At 37.7% G+C, this 20,608-nt stretch carries 19 protein-coding genes and 1 riboswitch; of the genes, 12 read left to right on the plus strand and 7 right to left on the minus strand.

Translation table 11 applies throughout. The features are described from left to right. Positions 1 to 154 precede the first annotated feature (154 nt). From J2S06_RS07345 to J2S06_RS07390, 10 genes are all read left to right on the plus strand, one after another. Entirely contained in the window at positions 155 to 637 is a 483-nt protein-coding gene (locus J2S06_RS07345) for a TRAP transporter small permease (RefSeq protein ID WP_419151850.1), read from the plus strand. Beyond that, complete coding sequence (locus J2S06_RS07350) at positions 634 to 1,908, plus strand: TRAP transporter large permease (protein WP_419151851.1); 1,275 nt, start codon at positions 634 to 636, stop codon at positions 1,906 to 1,908. The genes J2S06_RS07345 and J2S06_RS07350 overlap by 4 nt, the downstream gene beginning before the upstream one ends. Before the next feature lie 24 nt (positions 1,909 to 1,932). Beyond that, positions 1,933 to 3,180 carry a nickel pincer cofactor-dependent isomerase, group 22 gene (locus J2S06_RS07355; RefSeq protein WP_044895264.1) on the plus strand — a complete coding sequence of 416 codons (1,248 nt, stop codon included), beginning with the start codon at positions 1,933 to 1,935 and terminating at the stop codon, positions 3,178 to 3,180. 16 nt (positions 3,181 to 3,196) lie between these two features. Continuing rightward, positions 3,197 to 4,645, plus strand: a complete 1,449-nt coding sequence (locus J2S06_RS07360) for an aldehyde dehydrogenase family protein (protein WP_419151852.1) — start codon at positions 3,197 to 3,199, stop codon at positions 4,643 to 4,645. A 14-nt stretch (positions 4,646 to 4,659) separates the two neighbouring features. Beyond that, the gene (locus J2S06_RS07365) at positions 4,660 to 5,865 is read left to right on the plus strand and encodes a hydroxyacid-oxoacid transhydrogenase (RefSeq protein ID WP_044895265.1); all 1,206 of its coding nucleotides are present in this window, start codon (positions 4,660 to 4,662) and stop codon (positions 5,863 to 5,865) included. A 13-nt stretch (positions 5,866 to 5,878) separates the two neighbouring features. Next, entirely contained in the window at positions 5,879 to 6,889 is a 1,011-nt protein-coding gene (gene pdxA / locus J2S06_RS07370; RefSeq protein WP_419151853.1) for a 4-hydroxythreonine-4-phosphate dehydrogenase PdxA, read from the plus strand. A gap of 152 nt (positions 6,890 to 7,041) precedes the next feature. After that, complete coding sequence (gene larE, locus J2S06_RS07375; RefSeq protein WP_419151854.1) at positions 7,042 to 7,869, plus strand: ATP-dependent sacrificial sulfur transferase LarE; 828 nt, start codon at positions 7,042 to 7,044, stop codon at positions 7,867 to 7,869. After that, on the plus strand, positions 7,862 to 8,623 hold the full coding sequence (gene larB, locus J2S06_RS07380) for a nickel pincer cofactor biosynthesis protein LarB (RefSeq protein WP_419151855.1): 762 nt from the start codon (positions 7,862 to 7,864) through the stop codon (positions 8,621 to 8,623). Before larE ends, larB begins: the two co-directional genes overlap by 8 nt. Before the next feature lie 86 nt (positions 8,624 to 8,709). Continuing rightward, the gene (gene larC, locus J2S06_RS07385; protein ID WP_044895269.1) at positions 8,710 to 9,579 is read left to right on the plus strand and encodes a nickel pincer cofactor biosynthesis protein LarC; all 870 of its coding nucleotides are present in this window, start codon (positions 8,710 to 8,712) and stop codon (positions 9,577 to 9,579) included. A gap of 21 nt (positions 9,580 to 9,600) precedes the next feature. Beyond that, the gene (locus J2S06_RS07390) at positions 9,601 to 10,614 is read left to right on the plus strand and encodes a 2-hydroxyacid dehydrogenase (protein WP_419151856.1); all 1,014 of its coding nucleotides are present in this window, start codon (positions 9,601 to 9,603) and stop codon (positions 10,612 to 10,614) included. 401 nt (positions 10,615 to 11,015) lie between these two features. On the opposite strand, the gene metH is transcribed toward J2S06_RS07390, so the two are convergent. From metH to J2S06_RS07410, 4 genes are all read right to left on the minus strand, one after another. Beyond that, positions 11,016 to 14,435, minus strand: coding sequence for a methionine synthase (gene metH, locus J2S06_RS07395; RefSeq protein WP_419151857.1), 3,420 nt, complete (start codon positions 14,433 to 14,435; stop codon positions 11,016 to 11,018). Continuing rightward, complete coding sequence (locus tag J2S06_RS07400; RefSeq protein ID WP_419151858.1) at positions 14,428 to 16,287, minus strand: bifunctional homocysteine S-methyltransferase/methylenetetrahydrofolate reductase; 1,860 nt, start codon at positions 16,285 to 16,287, stop codon at positions 14,428 to 14,430. Before J2S06_RS07400 ends, metH begins: the two co-directional genes overlap by 8 nt. A gap of 299 nt (positions 16,288 to 16,586) precedes the next feature. Next, positions 16,587 to 16,732, minus strand: a riboswitch (SAM riboswitch). 100 nt (positions 16,733 to 16,832) lie between these two features. After that, positions 16,833 to 16,964 carry a DUF3941 domain-containing protein gene (locus J2S06_RS07405; protein ID WP_152643009.1) on the minus strand — a complete coding sequence of 44 codons (132 nt, stop codon included), beginning with the start codon at positions 16,962 to 16,964 and terminating at the stop codon, positions 16,833 to 16,835. Positions 16,965 to 17,108: 144 nt separating this feature from the next. Further along, positions 17,109 to 17,981, minus strand: a complete 873-nt coding sequence (locus J2S06_RS07410; protein WP_044895273.1) for a DegV family protein — start codon at positions 17,979 to 17,981, stop codon at positions 17,109 to 17,111. 123 nt (positions 17,982 to 18,104) lie between these two features. Here J2S06_RS07410 and J2S06_RS07415 point away from each other — a divergent pair, with 123 nt between their 5' ends. Both J2S06_RS07415 and J2S06_RS07420 read left to right on the plus strand, forming a co-directional pair. Further along, on the plus strand, positions 18,105 to 18,947 hold the full coding sequence (locus tag J2S06_RS07415; RefSeq protein ID WP_044895274.1) for a YitT family protein: 843 nt from the start codon (positions 18,105 to 18,107) through the stop codon (positions 18,945 to 18,947). Between the two features lie 12 nt (positions 18,948 to 18,959). Further along, positions 18,960 to 19,703 carry a BsuPI-related putative proteinase inhibitor gene (locus J2S06_RS07420; protein ID WP_044895275.1) on the plus strand — a complete coding sequence of 248 codons (744 nt, stop codon included), beginning with the start codon at positions 18,960 to 18,962 and terminating at the stop codon, positions 19,701 to 19,703. A gap of 143 nt (positions 19,704 to 19,846) precedes the next feature. Here J2S06_RS07420 and J2S06_RS07425 read toward each other — a convergent pair whose 3' ends face one another. The 3 genes from J2S06_RS07425 to J2S06_RS07435 form a co-directional block, all read right to left on the minus strand. Beyond that, entirely contained in the window at positions 19,847 to 20,047 is a 201-nt protein-coding gene (locus J2S06_RS07425; protein WP_044895276.1) for a DUF3813 domain-containing protein, read from the minus strand. After that, a complete protein-coding gene (locus J2S06_RS07430; RefSeq protein WP_200894717.1) occupies positions 20,047 to 20,199 on the minus strand; it encodes a hypothetical protein in 153 nt (50 codons plus the stop codon). The genes J2S06_RS07425 and J2S06_RS07430 overlap by 1 nt, the downstream gene beginning before the upstream one ends. Before the next feature lie 97 nt (positions 20,200 to 20,296). Beyond that, a complete protein-coding gene (locus J2S06_RS07435) occupies positions 20,297 to 20,566 on the minus strand; it encodes an HAD-IIB family hydrolase (protein WP_419151931.1) in 270 nt (89 codons plus the stop codon). Between the last annotated feature and the right edge of the window lie 42 nt (positions 20,567 to 20,608).

Here is a 20,608-nt window from a genome sequence, read left to right on the forward strand (position 1 = left end):
GTTCCTATTAGTTGAAGAACAGTCTGCACTGTTCTTCAACTTCCACTAAATAACGTGGAGGAGTCATTTTTAATAAAACAGTGAAGAAAAATGATTTCTTTAGTGTTTTATTAAAAATATATCAATCTTGTTTTTCCAAAAAGGGGGATAAAGCATGTCAGCTATTTTAAAAGCTATAGATTATTTGAATAAAATCATTGGTTTTTTATCAGTTTTGATATTAGTTGTGATGTCAGGGGTCATTTCCATACAAGTATTTTCACGATTTATTTTACATAATTCAATAGAATGGTCAGAAGAATTGGCGCGGTATTTAATGATTTGGTTAGTATTTTTAGCAGCCTCGCTCGCGTTAAGAAAACATAAATTAATTGGAGTGGAAGCGTTGACTGAGCGGCTAACTCCAAATGTAAGGAGAATCTTTAAAACAGTTGTTCACATTGTGAATATCGGTTTTTTTATTGTATTGATGATGTATGGGATGGATATGTTAGAGCATGTGAAAATGCAGCAATCGCCTGCAATGAAAATTCCGATGGTTTATGCATACGCTGCTATACCTGTTGGAGCGTTTTTGATGATGATGAATTCAATCGCTGTCTTAATTGAGTTTTATACAAAGGAGGATCAATCGTGATTACGATCGTAATTGTTAGCTTACTAATTTTATTTACTTTAAGTGTACCGATCGCTTTTTCTCTTGGGATAGCTTCAACTTTAGCAGTGAATACAGCTGATATGCCAATGCTTGTCGTAATTCAAAGAATGTTTGGTTCACTGGATTTATTTCCATTGATGGCAATTCCATTTTTCATTCTGGCAGGTAACTTAATGGAAGCAGGGGGGATCTCCAAGCGGTTAGTTAATTTCGCGAATACGTTAGTAGGAAGTTTAAGCGGGGGATTGGCCATTGTGGCTGTTGTGACCTCTATGTTTTTTGCAGCTATTTCAGGTTCAGGGCCAGCAACTACAGCTGCGATTGGATCGATTTTAATTCCGGCTATGATTGCACGAGGTTATGACCGTAATTTTGCAGGAGGTGTACAAGCTGTTTCTGGTGAACTTGGCGTTATCATTCCTCCCTCTATTCCATTAATTTTATATGGAGTAACAGCGGAAGTGTCTATTAGTAAATTATTTATTGCAGGTGTTATTCCAGGCTTTTTAATTGCTGGTTCGTTAATGCTTGTTGTATTCCTTATTTCGAAAAAGAAAGGTTATAAAGGAGAAGCAAAAGCAACAACAGCGGAACGGTTGAAGGCTTTTCGAAAAGCATTTTTAGCATTGTTAATGCCAGTTATCATTCTTGGCGGAATTTATGGTGGGATTTTTACACCTACAGAAGCTGCAGCAGTTGCTGTTGTCTATGCATTTGTTATAGGGTGCTTCGTTTACCGTGAATTAAAAATAAAAGATTTATACAAAGTCTTTTATAATTCGGCGATCACAACAGCAATTATTATGATCATTATTTCAACAGCTGGACTATTTGGGTGGATTTTGACAAGGGAGCGTGTTCCTCAAGAAATTGCATCGGCCTTTACATCGTTTACAGATAGTCCAATCATGTTTTTAATCTTAATTAATCTTTTATTATGGGTTGTTGGAATGTTTTTTGAAACAGCATCTTCCATTATTATCTTAGCACCTATCTTAACACCAATTGCGGTTGCTGTTGGCATTGATCCTGTTCACTTTGGCATTATCATGGTTGTTAACTTAGCAATGGGAATGGTTACACCACCATTAGGAGTAAATTTATTCGTTGCAGTTCAAATTGCCAATACAACATTAGAAAAGATTACAAAATCCCTGTTACCTTTCTTATTCATATTAATTGTTGATATTTTAATCATTAGTTATACACCATCGCTATCGATGTGGCTACCGTCACTAATAGGAAAATAAGTAAAAAAAGGAGTCGAGTAATCGATGGGGTTTCCGAAAATTATTAAAATTAAACAGAACTTTCCAGATCATCAATTACAAGATATTCGTGCAACGGTTTTTGCAGAGCTTGAAAAAGAAGAAATCCGTACAAAAATTCAGCCACAGATGAAAATTGCTATAACAGCAGGTAGTCGTGGAATAGCTAATATTGCCGATATCATTAAATATACAGTTGAAAAGTTAAAATCATTCGGGGCAGAGCCATTTATTGTACCTGCAATGGGAAGTCATGGTGGAGCAACAGCAGAAGGTCAAAAAGGAGTGCTGCACAGTTTGGGAATTACAGAAGAGTATATTGATGCACCAATAAAATCGTCGATGGAAGTTGTTCAAATTGATAAAACCGATGACGGGCTCCCAGTTTATATGGATAAAATTGCCCATAGTGCAGATGGGGTAATCGTCATGGGGAGAATTAAAGCTCACACGGACTTTAAAGCAGACATTGAGAGCGGAATTTTAAAAATGGCCTCAATTGGTCTTGGAAAACATAAGCAAGCTCAGGCAATTCATACATTTGGTGTATATGGAATTCGAGATTTGATGCCTAAAGTTGGTGAAAAAGTTATTCACTCAGGGAAGGTGTTATTTGGCATTGGGATCGTTGAAGATGCCCATGAACATACAGCAGTAATTGAAGCAATTCCTCCAGAAAAAATTGTTGATCGTGAAAAAGCATTGCTTCAATTATCAAAAACTTATATGCCTAGTTTGCCTGTTTCAGATATTGATATTTTATACGTAGATGAAATTGGAAAAAATTTTAGTGGCACAGGAATGGATACAAATATTATCGGGAGAATTCGTATTCTAGGAGTTGAAGAACCGAAATCACCAAATATTAAATATATCATTGCTGGTGATGTAAGCGAGGCTTCGCATGGAAATGCGCTTGGAATTGGTTTAGCAGACTTAACGACCGAGCGTTTATTTAAAAAAATTAATCGGGAAGCGATGAATGAAAATGTTATCACTTCTTCATTTTTAGCCAGAGCAAGTATTCCGATCGTTTTAAAAAATGATCGTGAAGCTCTGAAAGCAGCAATGAGAGCTAATTGGGGAGTTAGAGATGAAGACACTCGATTTGTGCGAATTACCAATACATTAGAAATTCAAACTCTTTATGTTTCTGAAAGTCTGCTAGATGAAGTGAAAAAGCTTGATTATGTAGAAATTGTGGGAGATCTGAAAGAAATTCAATTTGATGAACATGGAAATTTTGTTGATTAAGAAAGGAGAATGTAAAATGACGACAACAAAACAAGATCCGATTATTTACCGAAATTTAATTGGTGGAGAATGGGTGGAAGGTGAAGAGCTGCTGCCTGTTTATCATAAATACACAGGTGAAGTAATCGGATACGTAACGAAAGCATCGAAACAAGTCGTTCATGATGCTGTGTCCAATGCTTATGAGACATTTAAAACGAAAAAGTTAACAACACAACAACGTTATGAGATTTTAATGAGAGCAGCTGAAATTTTTAAAGAACGTAAAGAAGAGCTCGCGTTAACGATTGTTCATGAAGCCGGAAAAGTGTTGAAGGATGCACGTGCGGAAATTGACCGCGGGATTCAAACCTTTGTTGCTTCAGCCGAAGAAGCTAAACGTATATGTGGAAAAGGTGTTCCAATTCAAGGGCAGCCAGGTGAAGACAATAAAATGGCCTTTACAATTCGGGTACCAGTTGGGGTGGTTGGGGCGATTACGCCATTTAACTTCCCTTTTAATTTAACGGCCCACAAAATTGCTCCAGCGATTGCTGCGGGAAATACCGTTGTCTTAAAACCGGCGGAAGTAACACCAATTATTCATATGAAGCTTGTTGAAATTTTAATGGAAGCAGGACTTCCTGGTGGATTCGTTAATGTCGTTAACGGATTAGGAAAAGAAACGGGTCAATATTTACTAGAAGAAGAGCTTGTTGCCATGTACTCATTTACAGGTAGTGCTCCTGTTGGAAGACATATTAAAAGCACGACAGGAATTCGCCGCGTCGTTTTAGAGCTAGGAAATAACTCACCAAATATCGTTCATTATGATGTAAAAGACTTAAAGCGTGCGGCGAAATTATGTGTAACGAAAGGATATGGAAATTCAGGACAAGCTTGTATATCCGTTCAGCGTATTTACGTTCATGAAGATATTTATGATGAATTTGTGAAAGAAGCGATTGAGATCACGAAAACAATAAAAGTCGGAAATCCAGAATTGCCTGATACCGATGTAGGTCCAATGATTTCAGAACAAGCAGCAATTCGGGCCGAAAATTGGATTAAAGAGGCTAAAGAAGCAGGGGCAAAAGTTGTATACGGTGGTACAAGAGAAGGTGCGATTCTTCACCCAACAGTATTAACGGATGTGACACCTAATATGAAAGTTGTTTGTGAAGAAATCTTTGCACCCGTTATAAGTATTATAAAATACAGTGATATTGAAGATGCATTTAAACAGGCAAATCATTCAAACTTAGGGCTTCAAGCAGGGATTTTCACATCTGATCTAAATCTTGCCATGAGAGCTGCGCAAGAACTTGAGTTTGGCGGTGTCATCATTAACAATGTATCAACTTATAGAGCAGATATTATGCCTTACGGTGGTGTAAAAGATAGCGGACTTGGAAAAGAAGGACCAAAATATGCCATTGAAGATATGACCGAAGAAAAAATCGTTGTCATCGATCTAGAACAGTAAGGGGGAGCAAAAGATTGAGAAACACATGGGAATACTTTTCAACTAAAAATATTGTATTTGGAAACGGGGCAATTAAACAATTAGATAAAATATTAAAACGATATCATGCGAAAAATGTTTTAATCGTAACGGATCAAGGGATTAAAAATGCGGGGATTTTAAAGGTTGTTACAGATTTATTAGAAGAAGCAAATTATACTTTTGCCGTTTATGATCAAACACTGCCCGAACCACCTGTTTCAACCGCTGTCGAATGCTACGAGTTTGCTAAAAACAAAATGGACACAGATGTTATTATCGGTTTAGGTGGGGGAAGCAGTATTGATTTAGCTAAAATCATGGCATTGCTAGTCAAATATGGTGGTCATCCTCGCGATTACCTCGGTGGAGAAAATCTTGTGCCAGGTCCAATTGCTCCACTGATTGCCATCCCGACAACAGCGGGAACAGGTTCAGAAGTAACATCTGTTGCTGTTATAAATGATACGGAAAATAATATTAAAGTCGGTATATCAGATAATCATTTACGTCCAGCAGTTGCTCTTTGTGATCCTGAATTGACAATTGGATTACCACCATATATAACAGCATGTTCAGGTATTGATGCTCTATCACACGCAATCGAAGCTTACACGGCAAAAGATTTTAAATATATTCAAGCAGAAGGTGAACTTCTGTTCCAAGGTGCAAACCCAATTAGTGATGCTTTAGCCATTGAAGCGATTCGTTTAATTGGAGAAAATTTATTGTTAGCAGTGCAGCAAGGAAGCAACTTAGAAGCACGATATAATATGCTTTTAGGCAGCTTATTAGCGGGAATGGCGTTTTCAAATGCTGGAACAGCAGCAGCTCATGCACTAGCCTATCCAATAGGTGGTATAACAAAAGCACCGCATGGACAACTAACAGGAATGCTGTTGCCTCATGTGATGGAGTATAATGCAGGAGTTGTGCCAGAAAAATTAGCCAAAATTGCACAATGCTTTAACATTCAAACAGATGATTTAACAACAGCTGAAGCGGCACAAAAAGCCATTGATTTTGTTCATCAACTTGTCAAAGATATAGGTTTGGCTACGAAATTATCTGAAATCGGGGTAAAAGAAGAAGATTTGCGAGAAATAGCGGAAAAAGCATTACCGATTGAAAGATTAATTCGTAATAATCCACGTGTACCAAATGCTGATAGTTTCCTAGAGTTATTGAAAAAAGCATATTAAACGGAGGGGCAACATGGTAGAACGAAAACCAATTTTAGCGATTACAATGGGAGATGCAGCTGGTGTTGGACCAGAAATCATCATGAAGGCATTAAAAGATCAAGAAATTTATACATCATGCTGTCCGTTTGTTATAGGGGATGCGAAGATGTTAGAACGGGCGGATAAAATCGTGCAAACGAATTTAAAAGTAAACCGGATCAAAAAAGTAGAAGATGCACGGTTTTCATATGGAACAGTTGATTGCTTGGATTTAGATTTATTGCCACCGGATTTGCCGTTTGGTCAAGTTTCCGCAGAGGCTGGTAAGGCTGCTTTTAAATATTTAGAAAAAGCCATTGAATTAGCAAAGGAACAAATAATTCACGGGATTTGTACAGCACCTTTAAACAAAGAAGCGCTTCATAAAGGTGGTCATCATTATCCAGGCCACACAGAAATTTTAGCTGAATTAACGAATACAAAAGACTATGCGATGATGCTATCAGCTCCAAACTTGAAAGTCATTCATGTAACAACACATGTAGGGTTAATAGATGCTGTGAAACAAATTACTCCTGAACGTGTGTACACTGTTATAAAATTAGCGCATGAAACCTTGCAAAAGGCTGGCTATAAACAACCTCGAATTGCTGTATGTGGAATTAACCCACATGCAGGTGAAAATGGTTTATTTGGTTATGGGGAAGAAGAAGAAAAAGTGATTCCTGGCGTTGAAAAAGCTCAACAAGAAGGAATCTCTGTGTTCGGACCGCTCCCGGCAGATACTTTATTTTTCCGAGCAATTCGTGGTGACTTTGATGTTGTCGTCGCCATGTACCATGATCAAGGACATGGACCGATTAAAGTACTAGGTTTAGAAGCAGGTGTCAATATTACCGTAGGATTACCAATTATTCGTACGAGTGTTGATCATGGAACTGCGTTTGATATTGCTGGTAAAGGAATTGCTGATGAGTTAAGCTTAAAAGAAGCGATTCGTCAAGCAATTGAATTAGCGCCAAGATCAACAAATCATGATTGAATGTTTTATGGATCATAAAAATTGTTCGTTCATGAGTATTCATATATTCTGGATATAGGAGCGGTTTTAGATAACACAAAATATTTGTTCTCATGGGGGTATGACAAAAGTTTGGAGTCACCCCCTCTTACCATTAATAAGGGGTTGACATCATGATGGAAAGTTTACATAAAAAAAATGAAAAACTTGGTATAATTTTAAAAGAAATGGGTAGATGCATGATCGCATTTTCGGGCGGTGTCGATAGTGTCTTTTTATTAGCGCGAGCGCTTCAAGTATTAGGTGATAATGTACTAGCTGTTACCGCATCTTCCGAGACATTTCCGCAAAGAGAATTTGATGAAGCCGTTGCTTTAGCAAAGAAATTAAAAGCTCCACATTTAACAATTAATATAAAAGAATTTGAGAACGAAAATTTTATTAAAAATGATAAAAACCGCTGCTATTTTTGTCGCACCGGATTGTATGAACGGCTCGTGAAATTAGCTCATGAAAAAGGGTATCCTTATATCGTTGATGGAACAAATGCTAGTGATGTTGGCGATTATCGTCCAGGTATGAAAGCATTAAAAGAAAAAGGGGTACGCAGTCCATTAAAAGAGGCTGGTTTAACAAAAGATGATATTCGAAAGCTTTCAAAGGAGATGAATTTACCGACATGGAATAAACCTTCCTTTGCTTGTTTATCATCACGAATTCCTTATGGAACAAGAATTACAAAAGAAGCGATTAATCAATTGGATTTAGCTGAAAATTATTTATTAAAAGAAATTGGCCTTTATCAAGTGCGTGTTCGCCACCATGGCCAAATGGCTAGGATTGAAGTAGATAGCAATGATTTTATGAAAGTTGTGGAAAGACGAGAAGAAATAAATAATAAATTAAAACAGCTTGGATTTCATTATGTAACGCTTGATCTTCAAGGTTACCGCACAGGCAGTATGAATGAAGTTTTACACAAGGAGAACAAGGATGAGTAAGCATTTACACAACATTTTACATCAACTAAAGAAGGGACAACTTTCTGTTGAAGCTGCTGAACAAATGTTAAAGTCATACGAAGATTTAGGATTTGTTAAAGTTGATGTTCATCGGCAAAGACGAAAAGGCTTTCCAGAAGTTATTTATGGAGAAGGAAAAACAGCTGAACAAATTTTAAAAATTATCAAAAGTTTACAGGAAACAGAAAATAGAATTTTAGTTACACGCGTCAGTGAAGAAAAAGGACAAAAGGTAATAAATGAACAAAGTGAAATTGTGTGGGACTCTACCTCTAAAACGCTGGTTTGGAAACGAGAAAATGAGCCTGAAATATTATATGACGGCTATGTTTCAGTTTTATGTGCAGGTACTTCCGATTTAACGGTTGCTGAAGAAGCAGCCGTCTCTTTAGAAGCGATGGGAGTTCGCCCTATGCGTTTTTATGATGTCGGAGTAGCTGGTATTCATCGCTTATTTGACCAATTAGATGAAATAAAAAAGGCTTCTGTGATTATCGCAATCGCTGGCATGGAAGGGGCACTTCCGAGTGTTGTTGGCGGTCTAGTTGACAAGCCAGTGCTTGCAGTTCCGACAAGTGTCGGTTATGGGGCAAATTTAAATGGCATTTCATCCCTATTAACGATGCTTAACTCATGTTCATCAGGAATTAGTGTTGTAAATATTGATAATGGTTTTGGTGCAGCATATCAAGCTGCACTAATCCATCGCTTAGTTTATCAAAAATCGAATTAAATGGCGCATTTACCTTTCCATCAGTGGGTATTCAAAGAAAATCCACTGATGGAAGATTTATTTTATCTTTAAGAGTAGGTGTGGAAATGAAAACTTTATATTTAGACTGTTTTTCTGGTATAAGCGGAGACATGATGATCGGGGCATTAATCGATGCTGGAGGAGATTACCATTATTTAACTAAAGAATTAAAAAAATTAAAGATTGAGGATGAATATGAATTAAAGATTGAAAAGGTCGTTAAAAATGGTATATCTGCAACCAAATTTGATGTGATTTTAACACATACACTTTCCAAACCTAAAGGAGATGATCATTCCCACGCACATCACCATGAACAGAGCCATTCTGAAGAAAATGAGCAGGAACACACTCATCATTACCATGTTGCTCAAGAGCACCATTCTAATCATGGTCACAGCCATCACCATGCTCATCATCACGCACATCGAACTTTTACAAGCATTGTTCATTTAATTGAAGAATCTACACTATCTGCATTTGTAAAAGAGACAGCCATCAAGGTGTTTCGTCTCATTGGTGAAGCGGAAGCGAAAATTCATGGAGTTTCCATTGAAAATGTACACTTTCATGAGGTTGGGGCTGTTGACTCAATCATAGATATAGTTGGCACAGCCATTTTGTTAGAATATTTACAAATTGAAAAAGTTGTGTCTAGCCCTGTTCCAGTTGGGACTGGACATATTCATATTGATCACGGTGTTTATCCAGTGCCGGCGCCAGCTACACTAGAAATTCTAAAAGGAATTCCTTTGCAGAAAAGCTCATTAAAAGGAGAGCTTACAACGCCAACTGGTGCAGCCTTTTTAAAAGCACTTGTTGACTGCTTTAGTGTACTTCCGTCCATGGTCATTGAAAAAGTTGGATATGGAGCGGGATCAAAAAACTATTCAGATCATCCAAATGTTCTTAGAGTCATGATCGGTTCACAGTGATAAGGAGGTAGTATTAGGACATTGAAAAAGCCGTTTGTTTATATTACCAGAAAATTAGAAAGTGACATTGTGGAGAAACTTGGCAATATTGCAGAGGTACAAATGTGGGACAGTATTGAAAAACCTGTTCCGTATGACATTTTAAAAGAAAAAGCAAGCAAAGCACATGCATTATTAACAATGGTTTCAGATAAAGTGGATGAATCGCTTATTGCTTCTGCGCCTTACCTCAAAGTCATCGCCAACTTAGGTGTTGGATATGACAATATTGCGGTCCATGAAGCAACAAAAAGAAAGATTCTTGTATGCAATACCCCAGATGTATTAAGTGATACAACAGCTGATTTAACATTCGCATTGTTAATGGCAACAGCAAGAAGAATTGTTGAAGGTCATGAATATATTAAAAAAGGCCATTGGCAAGATTGGAATCCGTATTTAATGGCCGGTTATGACATTCATCATAAAACCATTGGAATTGTCGGGATGGGGAGAATTGGAGAAAAAGTGGCCAAGCGAGCAACAGGATTTGAAATGAACATTTTATATCATAATCGTAGTCGTAAGCAAAAAGCTGAAGAAGAGTTAGGAGCAAAATATGTTTCATTTGAGGAACTTTTAGGACAATCAGATTTTGTTGTCTCTTTAGCTCCATTGACTCCTGAAACGAAGGGCATGTTTAACAGAAAAGCATTTTCGTTGATGAAGAATTCAGCCATTTTTATTAATGCAGGCCGAGGATTAGTCATGAATGAAGCTGATTTATATGATGCTTTAGTAAATAAAGAAATTGCAGCAGCTGGATTAGATGTTTTTGAAAAAGAACCGATTTCAGCAAATCATCCGTTGCTCAAGCTTCAAAACGTTGTGGTGCTTCCTCATATCGGCAGCGCCTCCTTAGAAACGAGGAAAAAGATGATGAAACTGGCCGTTGACAATATTGATCTTGCCCTGCAAGGAAAAGAACCGAAGGCACTTGTGAATCGTGAAATATGGAATGAAAAAAAATCACAGCTTCATAACAAGGCATTTTAGTTTATTGCTCTTTTCTGAAAGTTTGTTGCTTTAATATATTTTCGACTGTCCACAGACAAGCGATACGCTTGCTATGTCACGCTGTAGCGTGACGTGAATCGAACAAAAGCCGATTGCCGAACAAAATTGATTTGTCCGGCTACGTGCTTTGTTCGGTTTATGGACAGTCGATAACAGCCTAGTTTAAAAAATGAAAGATCACCTCTTTCTAATGAAGACATAGAGGTGGTCTTTTTCTTGAAAAATGGTAGTTGATTTACTGTAAATTCATTTTAAATAAAATGTATATAGCTTTTGAAAAGAGGGACATTTAAGTTAATTGTTATCATTTGTTAAAACATGCGGAAATTTAGCAAGAAAAATAAAAAAACCGCCTCTTTGCGAAAGAGGCGGGAGGAAATTTATAAAACATTGAAGTATCTTGCTTCTGGGTGGGAAACGACGAAAGCTGAAACGGAGGCTTCAGGCTCCATCATAAAACCGTCTGTAAGTTTAATGCCTATTTGTTCAGGTTTTAATAATTTGAAAAGCTTTTCTTGATCTTCTAAATCTGGACAAGCTGGGTAGCCGAAAGAATAGCGCTGTCCTTGGTATTTTGCTGAAAAACGTTCTCGCATTGTAAAGTCAGCTGGATCAGGAAAGCCCCAGCGGTCACGAATAAGCTGGTGTGTTCGTTCTGCAAGACCTTCTGCAAGCTCAAGGGCAAGAGCTTGAATGGCATGGCTTCTGAAAAATTCTCCATCCTCTTTAAATTTTTTAGCCACATCACGAATGTTTGCACCAGCCGTAACGGCAAAAAGAGCAATATAATCATGCGGCTGATTTTCCGTAGGCTCCCCGACAAAATCAGAAATACATAAAAATGGTTTTTTCATTTGTCTTGGAAATTCAAATGTTTCGATTACTTTCGTTTTCGTTTCCGGATCTAAAATTTTCACCGCATTCCCTTCTCGATAAGCTGGGAAAAACTGATAGATGGCTGATGGCTGAAACCAATTATTTTTTTCGCCAAGCTTAAGAAGTTCATCAATTTCTGCCTTTAACGTTAATGCTTTATCATCCTTTTCTTCTATTAGATTTTTCACATTGCCTTTTAAACCGAGATGATGGCCGAGCAGCATTTGCATGTTCACGTACGGGACAATATGTGAAAGATGAATGTTTTGAATAATATGTGGTTTTAAATCTTCTGGATGAAAAATAGGCGCTGGTGTAACAGTTGATTGAACTTGAATTGCCGCTTTTTGCTTCTGAACTTTTTCTTCTGTTAATGTTGTCGTTTCTTCTTTCTTTTTCGGTGTAAATTCTTCAGGATTTTCCCGCAGCTTGTTGGCAAGATTTAATCCGTTCATCGCATCCTTTGCGTAAAGAACAGGCCCGTCATATTTAGGCGCAATTTTTTGATCGGTAAATTTACGTGATAAAGCGGCTCCGCCAACTAAAATTGGAATCGAGATATTAGCTGATTTCAAATCCTGAGCCGTTAAGACCATTTGCTGTGCTGATTTTACTAATAATCCAGAAAGGCCAATAATATCTGGTTTTTCTTTGTGAACCGCTTGAATTAATTCTTGAGGTGCAACTTTAATTCCTAAGTCAACAACGCGATAGCCATTATTTGACAAAATAATGTCCACTAAGTTTTTCCCAATGTCGTGTACATCCCCTTTAACAGTAGCGAGGATTACTTTGCCTTTGCCGCTGTCATCTTTTTTCTCCATATGTGGTTCAAGATAAGCAACGGCTGCTTTCATGACTTCAGCACTTTGCAGAACTTCGGCTACAATTAGCTGATTATCATTAAATAATTCGCCGACAATTTCCATTCCTTTCATAAGTGGACCATTGATAATGTCTAGCGGATCATCATATTTTTGTAATGCCTTCTCAAGGTCTTCAATCAGTCCTTGCTTTGTTCCCTCGACAACGTATTGAGCAAGTCTTTCTTCAAGAGTTAAATTTGTGACAGGTTTCTTATCTTCTTTTTTCTTATCGCGATAAAAGTTTGTAAATTTCGCCAGCGTTTCATCATTTGTTTCAAATAGTAGCTTTTCCGCTAATATTTTTTCTTCCTCAGGAATAGAAGCAAATCGTTCTAGCTTTTCCGTGTTGACAATCGCATAATCTAATCCCGCTAGCGTGCAATGGTATAAGTAGACAGCGTTTAATACTTCGCGGCCAACAGGCGGCAATCCAAAGGAAACGTTGCTAATCCCAAGAATCGTTAAACATTGGGGAAACGTTTCTTTAATTAAGCGTATTCCTTCAATTGTTTCTTTCGCTGAGCCGATATATTGTTCATCCCCCGTACCGACAGGGAAAACGAGCGGATCAAAAATGATGTCGGTCGGATGGATGTTATGTTCATTGACAAGAATATCATAGGACCGTTTCGCAATTTCAAGCTTTCGTTCAGCTGTTAAGGCCATTCCTTTTTCATCAATGGTTCCGACAACGACCGCTGCACCATACTTTTTCAAAAGCGGAATAACCTCATGAAATCTCTCTAACCCGTCCTCTAAGTTTATCGAGTTAATTATCGCTTTCCCTTGAGAATAAAGAAGGGCGCGTTCGATCACGTTTACGTCTGTAGAATCAATCACTAACGGAGCTTTTACTTTTTTAACGACTTCTTGAATAAAGGTTTCCATATCATGAATTTCATCCCGATCAGGGTCGGCTAAACAAATATCGATCACATGGGCGCCATTTTTCACTTGACTTCGGGCAATTTCCGCTGCTTCTTCGTATTTCCCCTCAGCAATGAGACGTTTAAATTTTCGAGAGCCGATAACGTTTGTTCGTTCTCCAACAAAGAGTGGGCGCATCGATTCGTCATAAATGAGTGCCTCTATCCCTGAAACCGCATGCTTGCGTTCCTTATTGATAATCAGACGTGGTGAAATATTTTTCACCGCTTCAGCAATCGCGCGAATATGCTCAGGCGTTGTCCCGCAGCATCCGCCGACAATGTTCAGCCAGCCTTTTTCGGCAAACTCTTTAATTTTTTGAGCTAATGATTGCGGTGATTCGTGATAATTTCCTTCTTCATCCGGAAGACCGGCATTTGGATAACAGCTGACAGCTGTTTCAGTAAGGTCGGATAACGTACGAATATGGTCTGTCATGAATTCTGGACCAGTTGCACAGTTTAAGCCAATGGATATTGGCTTCATATGCTCAGCGGAAATATAAAATGCTTCTATGTCTTGTCCAGCTAAAGTTGTACCCATCGGTTCAATGGTTCCTGACAGCATTAGCGGCACTTCTTTTTGCAAAGCTTCAAAGGCGTTTAAAATCCCTATATAACCTGCTTTGACATTTAGCATATCTTGACTCGTTTCTAAAAGAAGTAAATCGACGCCGCCAGCAAGCAAGCCTTTTGCTTGCTCTTCATACGCTTTGACAAGCTCTTTAAATGTTACACCTCCTGTGACCGATAGCGTTTTCGTCGTTGGTCCCATTGAACCAGCGACAAATCTTGGCCACTCTGGTGTTGAATATTTTTCCGCTGCCTTTTTTGCGATTTCTGCCGCCTTTTTATTTAAATCAAAAGCTAAATGACCGAGGTTATATTCATCTAAAACGAGACTTGTGCCACCAAAGGTGTTCGTTTCAATAATGTCTGCATTTGCCTCAAGGTAGGCTTCATGGATGCTTTGAATGAGATCTGGTCTTGTGAACGTCAAATATTCATTACAGCCGTCATATTCTTCACCGCCAAAATCCTCAGCAGTTAAATTCGCTGCTTGAATCATCGTTCCCATGGCTCCGTCAATAATCATAATTTTTTTTTGTAATTGCTGCTGTATTTTACACATGGGAAATCTTCCTTTCTAGTTTGGCTTTTTCCTTTTCATGTACATATTTGGTTAGTTCAACGGTTAGTTCATATTGCAAAAATGGAGTAATTAAATAAATTCCGTTAAATAAATCAAAAGCTGCGTCAATTAATGATTTGGCAATAGCAAGACCTTCTCTTTTCGCTTTTTCTTTGTCAGAGCCTGCTTCTGCCATGCGGCTGCGAATAGAGTTAGATAGCTTAATACCAGGTACTTCGTTGTGAATAAATTCAGCATTACGGCTGCTAGTAAGCGGCATGATGCCAAGATAAATAGGAGTAGGCAAATGCTTTGTTGCTTCGTAAACTTCTTCAATTTGCTTCTCCGAATAAAGCGGTTGTGTAATAAAATAGTCAGCACCACAAGCGATCTTCTTTTCTAACCTTTTCACAGCTTTATCTAAATGACGCACGTTTGGATTAAAGGCCGCAGCGACAGAAAAATTCGTTTTTTCACCAAGCGGCTTTCCAGAATACGACATGCCTTCATTAAATTGTTTAATTAAACTAATTAAATCAAATGATGATAAATCATAAACAGATGTTGCACCAGGAAAGTCGCCTATTTTTGATGGATCCCCTGTAATCGCTAAAATGTCATGAAATCCAAGAGTGTGTAATCCCATTAAATGAGATTGTAATCCAATTAAGTTGCGGTCGCGACATGTTAAATGAATGAGGGGACGTAAATTATATTTCTGATGTACAAGTGTTGCACAGGCGACATTGCTGATTCGAGGTGTTGCCAGTGAATTATCAGCTAACGTGATCGCATCAATTCCAGCATTCTTTAACGCTTTTGCTCCCGTTAAAAATTTGTCCATCCCTAATTTTTTAGGGGGATCAAGCTCAACGATAATGGAACGTTTCGTTTTCACTATTTCATGTAATGGAGGAGAAGCGTTTCGGTTGTGTATTTCTATATTTGTCTTCACATCAGGCGTTTTTACTTTCTTTTCTGTAATTGGTGCAAGATGTGATACAGCCTGTGCCATTGCTTGAATATGCTTTGGTGTCGTTCCGCAGCAACCGCCGATTAAGCGAGCCCCTTGTTCCCGAAACTTTAAGGCCATTTCAAAAAAATATTGTTCATCAGATTCATAGACTAGTCGTCCATTTTCATAGCTTGGTAAGCTTCCATTTGGATAGACGGATAAATAGGCCTTTTTTAATAGGGGCACTTGTTCAAGTGATTGCAGCATATGGTATGGTCCAAGCCGGCAATTGATTCCAACAACATCAGCCCCAAGATCCTCTAGCTCTTTTAACGCATCCGCTAATAAAGTACCGTCTTGCAAAACACCTTGTTCATGCAAGGAAACGTTCGTAATAATTGGAAGCTCTGTTTCTTTTCTAGCAATTTGCAAAACGGCCTTAAGCTCCTCTAAATCGTAATACGTTTCCAAAATGAATCCATCTAAATCTTCAGATAATAATAAATAAAGCTGTTCTCGAAAATTTCGTTTAATTTCATCTAACGTATAGGCGCTTTTTCGAATGGAACGAATACCTCCAATCGTTCCGATCACATAAGGTTGGGAGCCGTTTGTTTTTACAGCTTCCTTGGCGATTTGAACCGCTTTAATATTAATATTTTTCATTTCATCCTCTAAACCATATCTTGAAAGCTTTATATAATTAGCGCCATATGTATTTGTTTGGATCACATTTGCTCCTGCATCAATATAAGCGCTGTGGATTTGCTTGATTTCCTCAGGTTTCGAAAGATTCAATTCTTCAAAGCAGCGATCGACTCCATAGGAATATAAAAGTGTCCCTGTTGCGCCATCACCAATTAAAATTCGATTCTGCAAGTCTTCTAATAGCCCCATTTTTCATAACCTCCATTTGTAATGTTCATAAGAGGAAGGGGATGAAAAGCTCATATATAAAGGCTCTTTTCTAAAAGATTGTTGCTTTACTATACTTCTATAGCTTTTCGACTGTCAGGCAAGCGATACGCTTGCTATGTCACGCGTGTAGCGTGAAATCGATAGTCGGGCAAATGTAATTTGTCCGACCATGTGCTTTGTCGGTTCATGGACAGTCGAAAAGCAACAAAGTTTACGAAAACAGCCTATATAAAAGAAAAAAGTCTTCTAAGAAGAAGACTTGGAGCTATTCAACCTTCTTCTTATCTTCCGAGCGCTCAATGCGCGTCGCTGGATTTAGCACCTTGGACAAAAGGATTTTTATACTTAACTAACTCCCATTCTTTTGATTGTCCGGTTGCTGAAGCGTCACTGGGCCAGTTCCCTCAGCTTCTCTTGATAAGAATTTCATTTTTATTCAATTTTCAATTGACAAATAAAAAGTATTAATCCTAATTTACCTAATTTTCCTTAAATAATCAATAGGAAATTTGATAAAGTAAGATTTATAAATGATTCGTTTTTTTCGAATATTGACGCTTTCCTTTTTCTCGGTTTTTTTCGCGTTCAATATTCTTTTCATAAAGCTTGGCATTATTGTCTTTCGCTTTTTTATCATTATCACTCGTATGCGGCATCATATCGCTCCCTTTCACATCATTTAGCTATATCATGCCCACAAAACGTGTGAAACATGTATGAAGAGGACATTTGCTTCTTTACAAGGCTGTTTTGGCAAATTTGATTGCTTGTTGTGGGGGTAGCTCCCTTTCATGGAAAAACTATAGCAGCTCATGATGAAAAGAGCTATTTAAAAAAAATACAGCCAATGTTCCAGGACCCGAATGGGCGCCGATGGCAGAGCCAATAATATTTACATATACTTCTTTTGGCTGGAAATGATCTTCTATCATTTTTTTAAGTTCTTCAACAGCTTCTAAATCATCGCCATGGCTTATGGCAAGCGTTTTCTCTTTAAAATCATCGCCGCGTTCCTCCATTAATTCAATAATACGGCGATAAAGTTTCTTTTTGCCTCGAACTTTTTCAAGAGGAATGAGCCGGCCTTTGTCGACATGTAATAAAGGCTTAATATTTAACAACCCGCCGATAAAGGCTTGTGTTTTACTAATGCGCCCACCTCTTAATAAATAGTCTAATTGATCGACCGTAAAAATATGTTCCATATGTTGACAATACTCTTTTACAGATGATGACATCTCCTGTAAAGATTGTCCCTGTTCAGATAGCTTGAGAGCAAATTGAACAGCCAAACCATAGCCGAGGGAAGCACATTTAGAGTCAATAATTTCCAAAGGGAAATCTGGATATTCCTCAAGGACTTCTTGACGAATCATCATGGCCGTTTGATAAGTTCCTGATAATTCCGATGAAAAAGCGATATAAAGGCTCGGCTTATTTTGTTTCGCTAGCTCTAAAAATCGATTCCGAATCGTTTCAGGAGAAGCTTGAGAAGTTTTCACAACTTTTCCTTCTCTCATATAGTGATATACTTCAATTGGCTCTATTTCTTTTAAGTCTTCATAATCTTTGTTGCCTAATTGAACTCTTAACGGGATAAAAGAAGTATTTTTATGTTCAAAAAAGGATAACGGCAAGTCAGAGCCGCTGTCAGCTAAGATATGTACATGCATGTTTAACACCTTCTCTTTCTTTCTATAAGTATAAGTCTAACTGGAAAGAGTTGAATCGGCAATTCTTTAAATAAATAATTGAAAGGAACTTAAAAGGAACATTTATAGAGGGAGGTATTTTTTATGGTTATTGAAGAGGGAAAAAAGCTCGTCATTGTCCTTTTTGGAGCGTTTTTAAATGCCCTAGCCCTTAATTTATTTTTAATTCCGGCAAATGTATATGCGTCGGGATTTACAGGTGTCTCCCAACTTTTGTCAAATGTTCTGAGGGAGTTCACTCCTGTTTATATTTCAACCGGTATTATTCTTTTCATTTTAAATATTCCTGTTGCCATTTTAGGATGGAAAAAGGTTGGAAAATCGTTTACTTTATATAGCTTTCTCAGTGTTGCCGCAACAACGTTTTTTCTTGAAATGATTCCAATTCATGCTGTTTCAAATGATATTTTGTTAAATGCAGTATTTGGAGGGGTTATTGCTGCGATTGGAATAGGATTAACGTTAAAATGGGGTGCTTCGACAGGAGGATTAGATATTATTGCAATGGTTCTTTCTCGCATGAATGATAAGCCAGTCGGGACATACTTTTTCACTTTGAATGCTATAATTATATTAACAGCTGGATTACTATACGGTTGGGAAAAAGCATTATATACACTCGTTGCTTTATACGTTTCCACTCGAATCATTGATGCCATCCATACTAGGTATGAGAAATTAACCGCTATGATTATTACGAAAAAAGGGGAAGAACTAAAAAAAGCTATACAGGCAAAGCTTGTTCGGGGAATTACTACAGTGCCAGCAAAAGGGGCGTTTACAAACGAAGAGAAGGAAATGATGATTATCGTTATTACCCGTTATGAGCTTTATGATTTAGAAAAAATCATTAAAGAAGTGGATCCCCACGCGTTTACGAACATTGTGCAAACGACAGGCATTTTTGGTTTCTTTAGGAAAGATTAAAGAGGTGCATGTATGAAGCGGTTTTTCATTTTTTTCTTTATTTTATTGATTGGTGCTGCATGTGGTGTGGAAAAGACGAAAGAGAAGGAACATAGAGAAGGAAATCGCGAAAAAATAGTTATCACGGTTGATGCTAGAGAAAGTACTGATTTTGTTGATTTTGTTTTGATGGTAAAAAATGAAACCGAACAGGAAGTGGAATTTGAATTTCCTTCTAGTCAAAAGTATGAAATAGTTGTTACAAACGATAAAGAGGAAGAATTATATCGTTACTCCATTGGTAAAATGTTTACACAAGCCCTTCAATATGAAACAGTGCCGCCTTTCCATTACCTTGAATTTTCAGAAAGGTGGAATTATATGAAAGATGGTGAACGAATTCCACCAGGGACTTATACCGTTTCTGTAACGTGGCGTGGGCATGAAAAAGGAATTGAAACAACATTAACAGCAAAGGAAGAAATGGAAGTTCCAAAGCCTCATCCTTCCTTTCGACATGTAACCATTGTGGAAAAGGAAAAACAATTTACGATATCAGGTGAAGTCAAAACAGCTAGTCGACATATTCATTATGTTGTAGAAGATGGACATTTCGAACTTGTTAAAGGGAAGGTTTTTGTTACGAGCAGTCAAGAATGGACAAAATTCACGTTGAACATTTTAAAAGAAGACGTAATTTCGAAAAGGCCTCTCATGCTGCTTCTTTATAGTGAAGAAACGAACGTGCCGTACAGGATCCCAATAAAAACAAAATGAAAAAAACAAAAAATGGGATTGCGTCATTAGCCCACAACTTCTTTACCGCCATCTACTCTTTCAGAAAGATACAAAAGCAAGTGGAGAAAAACAACTCGTTTTTCTTCACTTGCTTCATTCTAGAGACTTATCGGACAGTCGCCTTACTTTATACGATCTAATGTTTGCTGAAGCTCAGAAAGCTGTTTTTGCTCCGCTAAGCTTGAGTTTGCATAGGCGGAGGAAAGAGCGTTTTCCGCTTTGGCGATTGCTTTTTCCTTATCCCCTTCAATTAATCTTGAAGCAACTTTTTCAGCGTATTGAACTAAATGACGGGCTTCTTGAAATAGTTGGTTTTTACCCATTAAAAACCACCACGAGTTATGTTTTCGATTTCCTCATTTTTTCGTTCTTCTGCCTCTGCATAGGTCATGCGGTAAGGGAACCTTTCATCATATTTAGTAATAGCATTTTTACCTTGTTGAATAAATCGCTTTGATTTATTGCTTTTACCCATGTTGATTCCCCCTTTATAAATGTGACGCATTTGCATCAATTATAGTATGTGTGGCAGAAGGAATAATATTGGTGGGAATCATTACATGATGAATTCGTTAAAGTGTTAAAACTTCTTGAAGAAAAAGAGCAACACCGTCTTCTTCGTTTGTTTTAGTTACATAGTTGGCGGCTGCTTTTACTTCTGGAATCGCGTTTCCCATCGCAACTCCTAAGCCGGCATATTGCAGCATTTCTAAATCATTGTCTTCATCACCAAATGCAATAATTCGTTCTTGTGGAATATTGTAATAAGATGCAATTTTTTGCAGCCCGACCGCTTTGTTAACACCATATATGTTGTTCTCTAGACATATACTCTCCCCAATTTTTTATTTTGTTTGCTATGATTATTGTATGTGGAAATGGAA

The organism is Bacillus alveayuensis (genome assembly GCA_030812955.1).
Lineage (GTDB): Bacteria > Bacillota > Bacilli > Bacillales > Aeribacillaceae > Bacillus_CB > Bacillus_CB alveayuensis.